We start from the raw sequence: 14,231 nt of genomic DNA, 5'->3' as shown, positions 1-14,231 counted from the left end.
ATAGGAGGAAACAATATGAGTTGCAAATGCTGCTGCACACACGGACATACAGCGATACAAGAAAAAAGAAACAGTCTGCTGAAAGATTATTGGAGAATCATCCTCTCCGCCCTATTGCTCTTCGGAGGGCTCATCCTGAATGCTACTGACACCACCTTCTTCAAGGGAGAGTATGTACCTTTTATATGGTACTTGCTTGCCTATCTCCCCGTAGGCCTCCCGGTGATGAGGGAAGCCTGGGAAAGCATCCTGCAAAAGGACGTGTTCAGCGAATTCACCCTTATGTCCATCGCCACCCTCGGCGCCTTCTATATAGGCGAATATCCCGAAGGCGTTGCCGTCATGCTCTTCTACTCCTTGGGAGAGCTCTTTCAGGACAAAGCCGTAGACAAAGCCAAGCGTAACATCAGCGCCCTGCTCGACGTACGTCCCGAAACGGCAACGGTCATCAGAAACGGCAGTACACTTGTCGAAGCTCCCCAACGTGTGCAGGTAGGCGAAACCATCGAAGTAAAAGCCGGAGAGCGCGTCCCCCTGGACGGAACGATGCTGGACGAAGTTGCCGCCTTCAACACCTCCGCACTGACGGGAGAAAGTGTTCCCCGCAACATCCGCCAGGGCGGGGAAGTGCTTGCCGGAATGATTGCGACCGACAAAGTCGTACGCATCCAAGTCACCAAACCCTTCGAGAAAAGTGCTCTTTCCCGTATATTGGAACTGGTGCAGAATGCCTCCGAGCGCAAAGCGCCGGCAGAACTTTTCATCCGTAAGTTTGCCCGTATCTATACGCCCACCGTCACCGGACTGGCGGCATTGATTGTACTGCTCCCCTTCCTCTATTCGCTGGCAGATGCACAATTCTCGTTCATCTTCAATGACTGGCTATACAGGGCATTGGTCTTTCTGGTTATCTCCTGCCCGTGCGCCCTCGTCGTAAGCATTCCGTTAGGCTACTTCGGAGGCATCGGCGCCGCCTCCCGCCTGGGTGTCCTCTTCAAAGGTAGCAACTACCTCGATGCCATCACCCAAGTCGACACGGTGGTATTCGACAAGACGGGTACGCTGACCAAAGGCACCTTCGATGTACAATCCTGCCAGGCACAACCGGGAGTTACGGAAGAGAAGTTGATACAGCTTGCCGCCTCGGCAGAGCGAAACAGTACGCACCCCATAGCCAAAGCCATCGTAAGCTATGCCAAACAAAGAGATATAGAGCTGATTGCCACAACGGACGTTACGGAGATTGCCGGCCACGGACTGCAAGCCACTATGGATGGAACGCGTGTCCTGGTGGGCAACACCCGCCTGCTGACTAAGTTCGGGATAGAATATCCCGATGAATTGTTATCAATTGTCGATACGATTGTGGTCTGCGCCATCGGAACAAGATATGCCGGTTATCTGTTATTATCAGATACATTAAAGGAAGACGCCGTCAACGCCGTCAAAGAATTAAAAGCTTTAAATATCAATAATATTCAGATATTATCGGGAGACAAACAAGCCATTGTTACTAACTTTGCAGAAAAGCTAGGCATCACCCAGGCATACGGAGACCTGCTGCCGGACGGAAAAGTGAAGCACATCGAAGCACTCCGCAGCAACCCTGCCAACCGGATAGCCTTTGTGGGTGACGGCATCAATGATGCCCCGGTTCTTGCCCTTAGTCATGTGGGCATCGCCATGGGCGGACTTGGCAGCGATGCCGCCATCGAAACCGCCGATGTAGTGATACAGACAGACCAGCCTTCGAGAGTGGCTACCGCCATTCATGCGGGCAGGCAAACCCGCCGGATTGTCTGGCAGAACATCTCGCTGGCTTTCGGAGTGAAGCTGCTTGTCCTCATCCTCGGTGCCGGTGGAATCGCCACACTTTGGGAAGCTGTCTTTGCCGACGTAGGCGTCGCCCTCATTGCGATAGTGAACGCCATACACATACAGAAACTTATTAAATAGAAAAAATGGAAGAAAAGAAATATTTGGACCTATTGGCCAAAAGGGACATACAGCCCACTGCCATCCGCATCCTGGTATTGCGCACCATGATGCAGGCAGGCCGTTCCGTCTCATTGCTCGACCTTGAAACCATGCTGGATACGGTGGACAAATCCACCATCTTCCGTACCCTTACCCTATTCCTCTCCCATCATCTGATACACAGTATAGATGACGGGACGGGGTCCTTCAAGTATGCCGTGTGCAGCGACAGTTGCTCTTGCGACGTAAGCGACCTGCACACCCATTTCCATTGCGAGAAATGCAACAAAACCTTCTGCTTCACCAACATTCCCACTCCGGTGGTGAAGCTGCCTCAAGGATTTACACTGAACAGCATCAACTATGTACTGAAAGGCATTTGTCCGGACTGTGCAGCAGAAGCCAACCGGGAGGCTTAGTTAAAAAATAAAAATCCATGCAGTCATTCATGTTCTTCTCTATCCTTAAGAAATAACATTGAGACAAACACATGGATACAAAAGCTCTTGTCACTTTATGCCAGAAGGGAAACGGGCAGGCCTTGAGCCTGCTCTACGAAAACTATTCAGAGAAAATGCTGAAAGTATGCCTACGCTATATTCCCGACCCAACGATAGCCCAAGATCTTCTTCACGACGGTTTTGTCATCATATTCACTTCCATTCATTCGCTGCGCAACCCGGAGAAACTGGAATACTGGATGAAAAAGATTATGAGAAACCTGGCACTGCAATACCTCAACCATGCCAATGCCAACCCCACCATCCCATTGACAGATATTCCGGAAGAGGAAGAGCCTGCTGAAAATCCTTTTTGTCCGGATTTCATTTCGTACGATAAGATGCTGGATATAGTGGAGAGCCTTCCGGAGGGCTACTGCAAGGTATTTAAACTGGCAGTACTGGAAGGATTGTCCCACAAAGAAATTGGAGATTTACTGGGTATAGCGCCACACTCCTCTTCCTCCCAATTGTTCCGGGCGAAAATTTTACTTAAAAAGATGCTGGCAGGATACCGTGTATTCATTGTTTTGACAGTATTGCTTCTCTTTCCAACGCTGTATGACTATCTGTACAGAGAGAAAAAGAGTATCAGGGAAAACCGTTTGTCCAAAGTTTCTTCCAGGCAAGCCGGGAGTACGCAACAAACAAAGAAAACCGATACTCCCCGAACCGACGAACAATGCCATACCAAAGAAAATCTGAACAAAAGGGAACGAATCATCCCTCCCGTTCCAGTTTCCACAGAATGGCCCCTTGCCATACCCACAATGAAAGATAGTATCCACAAATATCCCATACCTTCTCCATTCACCGGACAGACCATCACCAACCGACAGATGGCTTTCGTCTTCTCCCCTTCCCTGATGCCGCCAACCCGCAAGAAGAAATCCGGAAAATGGAAGTTGATGCTGGCAGGTTCACTCGGACCGCAACTGGCACAGAACTTATATAAGCTGATTGCCACTCCACATACCGACGGCATTTCAAGTGACTTCCCTCAACAAGTCAGCACGTGGGAAGAGTATTATTCTTATCTGCACACCCGCTATCAGCAGGGTACTCTGGGAAAAGATTCCATCGGACTCATGCAGATTGCCCAGAATAACAGCGGCAGGATTGTTGAGAACCAGCAACATCATGCCCCCATCGTCGTGGGACTCTCTCTCAGCAAGAAATTGAATGAGCGTTGGAGTCTGGAAACCGGATTGCAATATACGCTTCTCAGGTCGGAGTTCACTACCGGCGAAGCATTCCGCATTCAAGACAACCAGAAGTTGCATTATATCGGCATTCCTCTCCGGCTTTCCTACCGTTTCTGGCATTACAAACGTTTCTCCAGTTATGCCACGGCAGGCATGCAGGTGGATATCCCCATAAAAGGGACACTCCAAAGCTTCCATGTCACGGACAGTATTCCACACAAGCTCGACAGCCAGCCGGTAAGTGCTCCCTGGCAGTGGTCGGTCAACACAAGTATAGGCATACAATATCGCCTCACACCCCAGGCAGGCATCTATCTGGAGCCGACTATAAACTATTACATCCCCGACGGCAGCCAACTGCGCACCATCCGAAAGGAACATCCGTTCACATTCACCCTCCCGGTAGGTCTCCGCATTTCCTGGTAAAAAAACGATGCGCCACGCAGTCTTTTACCCGACTGATTATCTATTTATATGGATAATCAAACTCAAGAAGGAACAAAGAACATGCAGAAACGACATACCGACCGGGAAAGCTACTTTGGTGAACAGTCACAGACCAGCAAGAACTATTATATCCCCTACATAAAGGAAGTCATCGGACACATCCCCGATAAAGTGCTGGAAGTGGGCTGTGGAGAGGGAGGCAATCTGCTTCCTTTTGCCAAAGCCGGTTGCCGGGTGATGGGCGTAGACATTGATGCCATGCGAATAGAGCAAGCCAGGACCTTCTTCACCCAAAGGCATCAGCAGGGACAGTTCATTGCCACCGACATTTTCCAGCTTGAGGACAAGGCTACGAATTTTCCCCTGATTCTTCTACACGATGTGATAGAGCATATCAGAGACAAAGAACGGTTCCTCTCCGGCCTACAAAAGCATTTGTCTGCCGATGGAGCTATATTTGTAGGGTTTCCCGCCTGGCAAATGCCATTCGGAGGCCACCAGCAGATAGCACACAGCCGCATTGTTTCACACTTCCCTTTTCTCCACCTCCTTCCCCGCACTTTATACAGATGGATATTAAGACTATGCGGCGAGCAGGAACACGCAATTACGGAGCTACTGGATATAAAGAGCACCGGATGCACCATCGAACTGTTCAATCGCATCGTCCGGCAAGCCAACTATCAAATCATTGACCGGAGACTGTACCTTATAAACCCACATTATAAAATCAAATTCGGCTTGTCCCCACGAAGGCTCAACGGAGTTATTGCTGCTATCCCGTATATAAGAAACTTCTTTTGTACAAGTTGCTTTTACATATTAAAGAAAGGGACTAAAACTGTTAATCACTACTGATTTCCCAGCTTTAGAATTGATTCCGAACCATCAATTTAAGATTATATATTCAGAAGAAACCATTAATTTTTTGAATAGCTCTGATGAAAGAGTGGGTGTAGAAACCCTCATAAACTAAAAAATCCCCCTCGCTGCAGATGGTTGTAGCGAGGGGGATTTCAATAAAAGAGGAACTTGCACTTCTTCCCTTTTAATGTTTTTACATCGTTACTTGGTTCATTACAGCCTCGTCAGGTGTCGTTCCTATTTCATCGGCAAATAATATGTGGGTGATAGACCCTCTCGGGGTCGGAGTTTCGATTTTAATTCTTTGACCTTGGTACATCTCCGGAATATCAACCAGCTTACATCTATGGGCTTCGTTATTGCCAAAACTGACATAATAGTCTTTCCCTATTACCAGCTTTACAGGTTTACGTTGAGAGAAATGAGTCGGACAAACAGAGCTATCCACTTTTATATCTATCACAAAACCAAGAGCGGATGTTACCTTAGATAGTATATCAATGCTCACATTATAAGCCCCTTTCTCTATCTTGGCTATATTAACACGATTAACACCACAAAGATTAGCCAATTCCTCTTGGGTCATATTTCTCTTCTTGCGAAGAATGGCTAACCGACTACCAATCCGTTCACGTTCTTTCAAAATCTTCTCTGTACATTTTCCTTCGTGAATTTTCATAAATCTGTTGCAGAATTTAAAGTGTTGCCCCCACTTCTAATAGTTATTGGTTTTTGAACAGACAAAAGTAGATATTAATTTTGAATTGTAGCACATTTACTACAACTATTTTCTAAATGAATATAAAAGGTAGGGGGAGTAGAAGAAAAGAAAAAGCCCCTGAATTACTGGAATTCAAGGACTTACAAACTTCTTTTTACTATATCCGTGGAGCTGGAGGGTGTCTCTCGAACCTTTTTATAAAATTTCACAGGATATCAAATATCATGTAATCAGTTATTTATCTCTTTCTTTCATTAATCTAAATATCTCTTAATATCATTGTATATCTCATTTTTCGGGTGTATTTTTGGGTGTCATTTTCAAACACACCCAATTATGAATATTAAAAGAAATATCATTTTCGCACCGGAAAGCCGCAAAAAAGACGGTATTCCAGTCACAAAGAATGTGCCAATCCGTATGCGTGTTATCTTTGCCAGTCAGCGTATCGAATTTACTACGGGATATAGAATCGATGTAGAAAAATGGGACACAGACAAGCAACGGGTTAGAAACGGTTGTACCAACAAGCTAAAGCAAAGTGCATCCGAAATCAACGCCGAACTATTACGGCAATACACCGAAATACAGAATGTGTTCAAAGAATTCGAGGTGCAAGATGTAATACCCACCCCTGCACAAATTAAGGAAGCGTTCAACCTAAAGACAAAAGGGGAAAAGAAAGAAAACCATGAGGAAAAGCAAAAGGTTGAATTAGACTTCATGAAAGTTTTCAATGAATTTGTAGCAGAATGTAGCAAACAAAATGACTGGTCTTCCTCAACCCTCAAAAAGTTTGCAACAGTCAAAAAACACATTTATACATTTGACCCTAATACTACGTTTGACAGTTGGACGGAAAAACATTTCAATGACTATATAGAATTCTTGCGTACAGAAAAAAACATGCGCAACACTTCCATTGCCAAACAAATCAAATTCGTAAAATGGTTCTTACGTTGGAGTAATCGAAAAGGGTATCACCAAAACATGGCTTATGATAAATTCACGCCTAAAATGAAGAGTGCACCCAAAAAAGTGATATTCCTCACCCAAAATGAAATAAATAAACTAAGAACCTGCCCAATACCACCAACAAAGAAATACCTTGAAAGAGTAAGGGATGTATTGCTATTTTGCTGTTTCACCGGATTACGTCACTCCGATGTGTATAATTTGAAACGTAGTGATGTTAAAAACGGTCATATCGAAGTTATTACCATAAAGACGGCAGACAGTCTTATTATTGAATTAAATGACCACAGCAAGGCAATACTCGAAAAGTACAAAGGTGTGCCGTTCCCTAATGACAGGGCATTGCCAGTTGTAAGCAATCAAAGGATGAACGAATTTTTAAAAGAACTGGGACAACTGGCAGAAATAGATGAACCAATACGAGAAACATATTATAGAGGAAATGAACGAATAGACGAAGTTACACCTAAATACGCATTATTAAGTACTCACACCGGAAGACGAACATTTATCTGTAATGCTTTGGCACTTGGCATTCCAGTACAAGTAGTAATGAAATGGACGGGACACAGCGATTACAAAGCGATGAAGCCCTATATTGATATAGCGGATGAAATCAAAATCAACGCTATGACTAAATTTAATCTGATATAACTATGGACGAAAGAATAACATCAATGATACCCCACTACGGGAAACTCAACAAGATATATACCGAAATAATGTCCGGCGGCAGTTTCTCTTTTGAGAAGCAGCAATTCATTTCCGGCTTTTACGGAGAGTACGGGGACACGCAGACATTTGAAACCGCACTCATCAGCCTCATGCTTGAAATGGACGCCGCACACTTCTCCATATTGCTGAACAGCCTGAAACGTGAGATTGAAAGCAACATCTCGACTTACAACGCCTGCAGGGAGTTTTTCGACCGTCTCGATACCGAATACGTCTGCCGACGGCATGAAAGCCGTTTTGACTGGGACATCGACAGACAGATGAAAGTCACAAACGGATATTACCGGGAACTCATGGAAGCCAACGGCTCTTTGGAAGCGGTAGGCTTCAGGGAGCATGACCGTCAGGAAGAGGAACTGCTGGAAAGAAGGTACGAACGGTGCAAGCGGGAATACGACAAGGAAAAAGCCAAACTGGATGAACTGTACAAACAGAAGGAGCAGGCAAGGCGGGAAGCCCTGCAATGCCTGAAAAACCGTTGCGGGGACATTTGCAGACTGGGCGGCTCACTATTGGCAATCCTTGAAAAATACCTGACCGACCAAAAGAAAAAGGAGGGAGAGGAAAAGGAAGCCGCCACCACACCGACAAGCCAACCCGCCTACTTCCCCATGAAACTCTTGTCAGCCGTTTACGAAAGATGCAACGGCGAGCAGTTCGAAGCCGTTTCAGAACTGGACTTCTACGCCAGCATGAACCTGCAACCGTGCGAAGGCAGACTGAAAATAAGACCGAGGGAGAAAGCCCGTGTATGCTATCTCATTTTCCTTATGGGTGAAACGCTGCCCAAGCCGGACAGAGAGAAATGGAAAGAGGATATCATGAACCTGCTGGGAATAGACGATGCATACTACAAGTCCAAATACAAGGCACCCGTTCCCCGTACCGATTTAGCCAGTGACAGCAATCAGGAATTCGCAAGGGAAATGCGGTCAATATTCCGATAGTCGGTGATATGCAACGACATTCCACGACACGACCACTTTTACCACTCAAAATAATTTCCACCACCCTTTATTATCTTCTGATATTTAGTGAGATAGCGTGACACCACAATCACGCTATCCACATCCTTACCACCCGTACCCGGAACTAACTTTGCACTGTTCGAACGAGGTAAAAAGCCCATGCGCAGGGCTTGCAGTACAAACGTTAATTTCATTCTGATATGGAAATTAGAGACCTTTTATCAAAGCCCGTATGGCAGATGACGGGTGAAGAGTTCATATTCCTGAACCGGCACGCCTTACAGGGAAGCGAAACGAAGCCAACCCAACCCGCAGCCGACAAGGAAAAGAAGTACGTGTACGGGATAGGCGGCATAGCCCGGCTGTTCGGGTGCAGCATACCCACAGCAAACCGCATCAAAAAAAGCGGGAGGATAGACAGAGCCATTACGCAGATAGGACGCAAAATCATCGTCGATGCGGACATGGCGCTTGAACTGGCAGGACGCAAAAGCGGGGGACGCAGATAGGGAGGTGCGGTATGGACAACAAGGAAAGAAACATCACGCCCGAAGAGGCGGTAATCCTATGGCAAGCCTCACGGCTCGACCTTTCGGAAGACTACGAGAAGGCACCCGAAATCCTGAAAGTGCGGGGTTCCGTCATCGGCACGCTGGGGAATTTCAGCGCGTCAATCGGGAAAGCCAAGAGCAAGAAGACGTTCAACGTCTCCGCAATCGTGGCGGCTGCGCTGAAAAACGGGACGGTACTAAGCTACACGGCTGAACTGCCCGAAAACAAGCGGAAAATACTCTATGTGGACACCGAGCAAAGCACCTACCACTGCGCAAAGGTGGCAAAGCGGATATTGCGCATGGCGGGACTGCCCGCAGACAGAAACCATGAAGACCTTGAATTCCTCGTCCTAAGGAAGTACACGCCCGAAGAGCGCATAGCAATCGTGAGGGAGGCAATCTACCGCACCGAGAATATCGGGCTGGTAGTCATTGACGGAATACGGGACATGGTGCACGATATCAACAACCCCGGTGAGTCCACAACGGTAATCTCCTATCTGATGACATGGACGGGGGAAAGGGACATCCACATCCATACTGTCCTGCACCAGAACAAGGGGGACGAGAACGCAAGGGGGCACATCGGAACCGAGCTAAGCAACAAGGCGGAAACCGTGCTGCAAGTGGAGAAGGACGAGAATAACCCCGACATAAGCACGGTCAAAACCGCACACATCAGGGCGGTGGACTTCGAGCCGTTCGCATTCCGTATCAATGAGGAGGCACTGCCCGAACTGCTGGACGGCTACCGGTTCAAGGAGAAGGAGCCGGGCAAAGGGAGGAGGAAATTCGACCCCTACAAGGACATCACCGAGCAGCAGCACCGCATCGCACTGGAAGCCGCATTCACCCTGAAAAACGAATACGGCTACAAGGAACTTGCGGGAGTATTGAGGGAAACCTACGCCACTGTGGACGTCATACTTGGCGGAAACAGGGTGACAGACCTCATTACCCTATTGAAGAACAAACGGATGATAGTGCAGGAGAACGGCAGGAAATACACCTTCAAGCCCGATTTCCACTATTAGCGGTATGGCATGGGAACCACTTTACTTTAGTCCCGTACCATATATATACGGAAATAAAGTAAAGTGGATATAGCCCGTAACATATAGAGAGGTACGGGCGAAAACAAAAAAAAGATGTTCACACCGCCTGACAGGAAAAACAGCACGGGCATGACAGCCCGGAAACCGCTTTACTTTAGTCAGGGTGCATATATATAGCGAAATAAAGTAAAGCGGATGCAGCCCGCAACATGCAAAAGGCACGGGCGAAAACAAAAAAACAATATCCACTTAAACAGAAACCCACATGAATACGAATGAAGCGAAGCGGATACGCATTGAGGAATATCTGCACAGTCTTGGCTACAGCCCGGCAAGACAGCAGGGCGGCAGCCTATGGTACAAGTCACCTTTCAGGGACGAGTGCGAACCGTCCTTCAAGGTGAATACCGAACGCAACCTATGGTATGACTTTGGCGCGGGCAGGGGCGGGAACATCATCGCACTGGCGCAGGAGCTCTACGCATCAGACAGCCTGCCCTACCTCTTGGAAAGGATAGCGGAGCAGGCACCAAACGTGCGCCCGGTCTCCTTCTCTTTTGGCGGGCAACCTTTCTCCAAACCGAGCTTCCGACAGTTGGAGGTGGCGCCGCTTTCTTCCCCCGCCCTATTCTCCTATCTGCGGCAGAGGGGGATAAATACTGAACTGGCAAAAAGAGAATGTTACGAGGTGCGCTATCAAACCGACGGCAAGCCCTACTTTGCCGTCGGTTTTCCCAACCGTTCGGGAGGCTACGAGATACGCAACAAATTCTTCAAGGGGTGCATAGCACCGAAGGACATCACCCACATACGGCAGGAACAGACGAAGGAGACCTGCTATCTCTTCGAGGGCTTCATGGACTACCTCTCCTTCCTCACCCTGCGGCTGGAAAGGTGTCCCGACCGCCCCGAACTTGACGGGCAGGACTACATCGTGCTGAACTCTACTTCCAACCTTTCCAAAGCAATCCACCCACTGGGCGATTACGAACGCATCCATTGTTTCCTTGACAACGACAAGGCGGGAATGGAAGCCGTTCAGGAACTGCGGGAGGAATACGGGATGCGCATACGGGACGCATCGCACATATACGGAGGCTACAACGACCTGAACGACTTCCTTTGTAGTAAACGGTCAGGACAAGCGGAACGGTGGCAGGAGAAGCCGGAACCGGAGAAAAGGCAACGGCAGGCAAGGCAACCGGAGAGGAAAGGCAAAGGCATCGGGATGTAACCGCACATGCCAACGGAAGGCTTTAAAAAAGCCATAGCTCATTAGGGCTTTTTCTTCACGCAATGCACGCATCGCTAAAAAAGCCCCAATGAGCAAAAGGGACGCCGCCCCTTTTGAAACCCCGTGAGCCATGCGGCATGGAAGCAAGGCAGGGGAAGTATTAACCGAAAAATGTATTACAGTTATGGGATATGCAGTTTTGCATTTGGAAAAGGCAAAAGGTGCGGACGGCGCAATGTCCACGCACATAGAGCGCACCGTACACCCGAAGAATGCGGACAGAACGCGAACGCACCTGAACCGGGAACTGGTACAGTTCCCCGAAGGGGTAAGGAACCGTACGCAGGCGATAGCGCACCGGATAGAGACGGCAGGCATCAAACGCAAGATAGGTACCAACCAGGTAAGGGCAATCCGGGTGCTGCTCACCGGAAGCAACGAGGACATGAAGCGTATGGAAGAGGACGGGAGGCTTGACGGCTGGTGCAGCGACAACCTGAAATGGCTCCGGGAAACATACGGCGAGCGGAACCTCGTGTCGGCAGTCCTGCACATGGACGAGAAGACGCCGCACATACACGCCACCATTGTACCGATAGTGACCGGGGAGCGCAGGAAAGCCAGACAAGACGAACAGAACGGGAAGAAGAAGTACAGAAAGAAGAACACGCAGGATGTGCGGCTGTGCGCCGATGACGTCATGGCAAGGCACAAGCTGAAACACTATCAGGACACCTACGCACAAGCCATGAGCAAGTACGGCTTGCAGAGAGGCGTGGACGGTTCGCTGGCAAAGCACATACCGACCTCGCAATATTACAAGGAACTGGTGGAACGGCAGGACAGCCTGCAGGAGAACATCGAAAACCTGCTGGGGCTGGAAGAGGAAGCGCAGAAGAAGCTGAAAAAGGTCAAGGGGGAAATCAACGTGCAGAAGATGAAGGGTGCGGCGGTGAACGCAACCACAGCCATAGCGGACGGGGTGAGTTCTCTTTTGGGCGGCAGCAAGGTCAAGAGGCTGGAAGCGGAGAACGAAAATTTGAGGCAGGACATTGTGGCTCTGCAAAAGCAGGTACAAGCCGAACAGAGGGAGCAGACAAAAATGGAGAACCGCCACAACAGCGAGATAAACAAGATAGACCGGAGCTACCAGCAAAAAATCAGGGAATACGACAACAGACTGGAACAGATAGACACCTATTTCCCTATCGTGAAGGAATTGTTGCCCATAGCCGAACAATGCCGGGAAGTGGGGTTTACCGAGGAACTGACAAGGCGGGTTGTCAGCCTGCAACCCGTGGAGTTCAAGGGAAGGCTCTATTCGAAGGAACACAAGGAGAAGTTCAGGACGGAGCACTCGACGGCAACCGTGGAGAGGAACCCGCAGGAGAAAGGGAAATTCCGGCTGTGCATTGACGGCATGCCCATACTCGAATGGTTCAAAATGAAGTTTCAGGAACTCAAAGAAAAGCTGGGTGTAAGCCACACCCAAAAAGAAGAGAACAAACCGAAAAGAGGGTTGAGATTGTAAAACGTAATAAAAAATAGGGGCTTTGGTTTCATTTTTTTAGCTGTTTTTTGTATTTTTGTATTGGATTGAGTATGCTCTTTCCAAGACATATTAGAATTTTTAGAAGCGTTATGCTTATCTTGTAGATGAAAACGTAGGAAATTTTCAAAGAGTACAAGGATAGCATAGTGGTTCTCACGCTATAGCGTGGGCTGCTATATCCATATCTGTACTCAAGGTATTTTCCTACGACCTTCATCTAAGACGTGGCATGCAGACCCACGCTTCTTTTTGTATAACTCTGCTTAGTGGGGTCTCAGGCGGCTATATATGAAACCAACAACATGATTTCACAAGATGAATTTTCTTTATTTGACCCTCAAAAAATGAGAGCTTCAGTCTTACCTGACAAGCCCGGTAACTATATCATAGTATTACGTAGTACGTCCTCATTGCCCATAAAAGTACAAATTTCCACCACTCCTATACTAACCTTTTTTGATTACAAAAAAGAGAAATACAATGTCGTGTATGTAGGCAAAAGCAGTAAAAGTCTGCGTATTCGTGACTACAAACAACATTTCACTGGCACTGCCGGAAATTCCACAATTCGCAAATCATTAGGATGTTTATTGGGATTCAAACTGATTCCAAGAGACATAAACTCTCCCCAAAACGGAAAAACTACATTTGGTGAATTTGACGAGCGTACACTGACCGAATGGATGAAAGACAACCTGCTACTTTTTTATTATGCAAATAATGATTATGCAAATGTTGAAAAAGAATTGATTCGCATATATAATCCCCCGCTTAACTTGCAAGGAAATTTCAATAAAACTAATCTTGATTTCCGTAAGGAGCTTTCTGCGCTTCGTTCATGCACTTCGGCGAAACAAGCCCCAATACCAAATAACCAATTAAAACTAAATACCTATCCACAACAATTGCAATGCAGCAATTGTGGTATAAATCTAACAATTGATGAAGGGTTAAAAAATGAGAAGTACATTAAATGCCTTTCTTGTGGTTGTATTATTCAAAATCCCATCTACATACAAAATAAAAAAAATAAAGAACGCCGACAATGGATAGCGGTATTGATTTTTCTTGTTGTGGTTATAATTTTCAATATTTCAAATAGAGAATACAGCACTTCTTCAAAGGGTAACAATAGAATCGAAAACTACGGGAGCAACAAAGGACCATCTCAAACAAAAGCTATGGCAGGAGTAAGGGTCTATCTTAAACGGCATTATCTTAAAGACCCTGATAGTTATGAAGGAATAAGTTGGGAAGCCTTTGGTATATATAATAAAGACAATAATACTTATTTTGCTCTTCATAAATATAGGGCTAAAAACAGTTATGGCGGTTACGTGGTGGAAGAGAAACTTTTTGTATTGGATTCTGACGGGAATGTTATAAAAGTTGTAGATGACATGAATGAAGTCATTAATGGTTATTGATATAAACAATGAACAAA

13 protein-coding genes are annotated in these 14,231 nt (G+C 47.0%); 11 read left to right on the top strand and 2 right to left on the bottom strand.

The window, feature by feature from the left end:
• Positions 1-15 precede the first annotated feature (15 nt).
• The 4 genes from DW947_RS06305 to DW947_RS06290 all read left to right on the top strand — a co-directional run bounded on the left by DW947_RS06305 (position 16) and on the right by DW947_RS06290 (position 4,987).
• The gene (locus tag DW947_RS06305) at positions 16-1,956 is read left to right on the top strand and encodes a heavy metal translocating P-type ATPase (RefSeq protein ID WP_117962734.1); all 1,941 of its coding nucleotides are present in this window, start codon (positions 16-18) and stop codon (positions 1,954-1,956) included.
• A gap of 5 nt (positions 1,957-1,961) precedes the next feature.
• Positions 1,962-2,396 carry a Fur family transcriptional regulator gene (locus DW947_RS06300; RefSeq protein ID WP_057089575.1) on the top strand — a complete coding sequence of 145 codons (435 nt, stop codon included), beginning with the start codon at positions 1,962-1,964 and terminating at the stop codon, positions 2,394-2,396.
• Positions 2,397-2,467: 71 nt separating this feature from the next.
• Positions 2,468-4,108, top strand: a complete 1,641-nt coding sequence (locus DW947_RS06295; protein WP_117962732.1) for a sigma-70 family RNA polymerase sigma factor — start codon at positions 2,468-2,470, stop codon at positions 4,106-4,108.
• A gap of 81 nt (positions 4,109-4,189) precedes the next feature.
• Positions 4,190-4,987 carry a class I SAM-dependent methyltransferase gene (locus DW947_RS06290; RefSeq protein ID WP_117962730.1) on the top strand — a complete coding sequence of 266 codons (798 nt, stop codon included), beginning with the start codon at positions 4,190-4,192 and terminating at the stop codon, positions 4,985-4,987.
• A gap of 199 nt (positions 4,988-5,186) precedes the next feature.
• On the opposite strand, the gene DW947_RS06285 is transcribed toward DW947_RS06290, so the two are convergent.
• A complete protein-coding gene (locus tag DW947_RS06285) occupies positions 5,187-5,672 on the bottom strand; it encodes a helix-turn-helix domain-containing protein (protein ID WP_016272883.1) in 486 nt (161 codons plus the stop codon).
• A 378-nt stretch (positions 5,673-6,050) separates the two neighbouring features.
• Between DW947_RS06285 and DW947_RS06280 the strand changes: the two genes are divergently transcribed.
• Positions 6,051-7,343 carry a site-specific integrase gene (locus DW947_RS06280; protein WP_005680247.1) on the top strand — a complete coding sequence of 431 codons (1,293 nt, stop codon included), beginning with the start codon at positions 6,051-6,053 and terminating at the stop codon, positions 7,341-7,343.
• A 2-nt stretch (positions 7,344-7,345) separates the two neighbouring features.
• Positions 7,346-8,371, top strand: a complete 1,026-nt coding sequence (locus tag DW947_RS06275) for a hypothetical protein (RefSeq protein WP_005680245.1) — start codon at positions 7,346-7,348, stop codon at positions 8,369-8,371.
• Positions 8,372-8,409: 38 nt separating this feature from the next.
• Here the strand turns inward: DW947_RS06275 and DW947_RS21535 are convergent, their stop codons facing one another.
• On the bottom strand, positions 8,410-8,586 hold the full coding sequence (locus DW947_RS21535; protein ID WP_005680244.1) for a hypothetical protein: 177 nt from the start codon (positions 8,584-8,586) through the stop codon (positions 8,410-8,412).
• A gap of 6 nt (positions 8,587-8,592) precedes the next feature.
• On the opposite strand from DW947_RS21535, the gene DW947_RS06270 reads away from it, so the two are divergent.
• The 5 genes from DW947_RS06270 to DW947_RS06245 all read left to right on the top strand — a co-directional run bounded on the left by DW947_RS06270 (position 8,593) and on the right by DW947_RS06245 (position 14,214).
• On the top strand, positions 8,593-8,901 hold the full coding sequence (locus DW947_RS06270) for a DUF3853 family protein (RefSeq protein WP_005680243.1): 309 nt from the start codon (positions 8,593-8,595) through the stop codon (positions 8,899-8,901).
• A gap of 11 nt (positions 8,902-8,912) precedes the next feature.
• Complete coding sequence (locus DW947_RS06265; RefSeq protein ID WP_005680242.1) at positions 8,913-9,980, top strand: AAA family ATPase; 1,068 nt, start codon at positions 8,913-8,915, stop codon at positions 9,978-9,980.
• 286 nt (positions 9,981-10,266) lie between these two features.
• The gene (locus DW947_RS06260) at positions 10,267-11,235 is read left to right on the top strand and encodes a toprim domain-containing protein (RefSeq protein ID WP_005680241.1); all 969 of its coding nucleotides are present in this window, start codon (positions 10,267-10,269) and stop codon (positions 11,233-11,235) included.
• Positions 11,236-11,419: 184 nt separating this feature from the next.
• Complete coding sequence (mobV, locus tag DW947_RS06255) at positions 11,420-12,766, top strand: MobV family relaxase (RefSeq protein WP_005680240.1); 1,347 nt, start codon at positions 11,420-11,422, stop codon at positions 12,764-12,766.
• 323 nt (positions 12,767-13,089) lie between these two features.
• Entirely contained in the window at positions 13,090-14,214 is a 1,125-nt protein-coding gene (locus DW947_RS06245; protein WP_181981452.1) for a GIY-YIG nuclease family protein, read from the top strand.
• The last annotated feature ends 17 nt before the right edge of the window (positions 14,215-14,231 follow it).

This window comes from Bacteroides sp. AM44-19, from assembly GCF_003603395.1.
Taxonomy (GTDB): domain Bacteria; phylum Bacteroidota; class Bacteroidia; order Bacteroidales; family Bacteroidaceae; genus Bacteroides; species Bacteroides uniformis.
This window is presented reverse-complemented; position numbering and strand designations above follow the sequence as displayed.

What these genes read in the sequence shown, in the direction of transcription:
- DW947_RS06305 (WP_117962734.1), top strand. Translation starts at nt 16, where the DNA reads ATGAGTTGCAAATGCTGCTGCACACACGGACATACAGCGATACAAGAA.
- DW947_RS06300 (WP_057089575.1), top strand. Translation starts at nt 1,962, where the DNA reads ATGGAAGAAAAGAAATATTTGGACCTATTGGCCAAAAGGGACATACAG.
- DW947_RS06295 (WP_117962732.1), top strand. Translation starts at nt 2,468, where the DNA reads ATGGATACAAAAGCTCTTGTCACTTTATGCCAGAAGGGAAACGGGCAG.
- DW947_RS06290 (WP_117962730.1), top strand. Translation starts at nt 4,190, where the DNA reads ATGCAGAAACGACATACCGACCGGGAAAGCTACTTTGGTGAACAGTCA.
- DW947_RS06285 (WP_016272883.1), bottom strand. Translation starts at nt 5,672, where the DNA reads ATGAAAATTCACGAAGGAAAATGTACAGAGAAGATTTTGAAAGAACGT.
- DW947_RS06280 (WP_005680247.1), top strand. Translation starts at nt 6,051, where the DNA reads ATGAATATTAAAAGAAATATCATTTTCGCACCGGAAAGCCGCAAAAAA.
- DW947_RS06275 (WP_005680245.1), top strand. Translation starts at nt 7,346, where the DNA reads ATGGACGAAAGAATAACATCAATGATACCCCACTACGGGAAACTCAAC.
- DW947_RS21535 (WP_005680244.1), bottom strand. Translation starts at nt 8,586, where the DNA reads ATGAAATTAACGTTTGTACTGCAAGCCCTGCGCATGGGCTTTTTACCT.
- DW947_RS06270 (WP_005680243.1), top strand. Translation starts at nt 8,593, where the DNA reads ATGGAAATTAGAGACCTTTTATCAAAGCCCGTATGGCAGATGACGGGT.
- DW947_RS06265 (WP_005680242.1), top strand. Translation starts at nt 8,913, where the DNA reads ATGGACAACAAGGAAAGAAACATCACGCCCGAAGAGGCGGTAATCCTA.
- DW947_RS06260 (WP_005680241.1), top strand. Translation starts at nt 10,267, where the DNA reads ATGAATACGAATGAAGCGAAGCGGATACGCATTGAGGAATATCTGCAC.
- mobV (WP_005680240.1), top strand. Translation starts at nt 11,420, where the DNA reads ATGGGATATGCAGTTTTGCATTTGGAAAAGGCAAAAGGTGCGGACGGC.
- DW947_RS06245 (WP_181981452.1), top strand. Translation starts at nt 13,090, where the DNA reads ATGATTTCACAAGATGAATTTTCTTTATTTGACCCTCAAAAAATGAGA.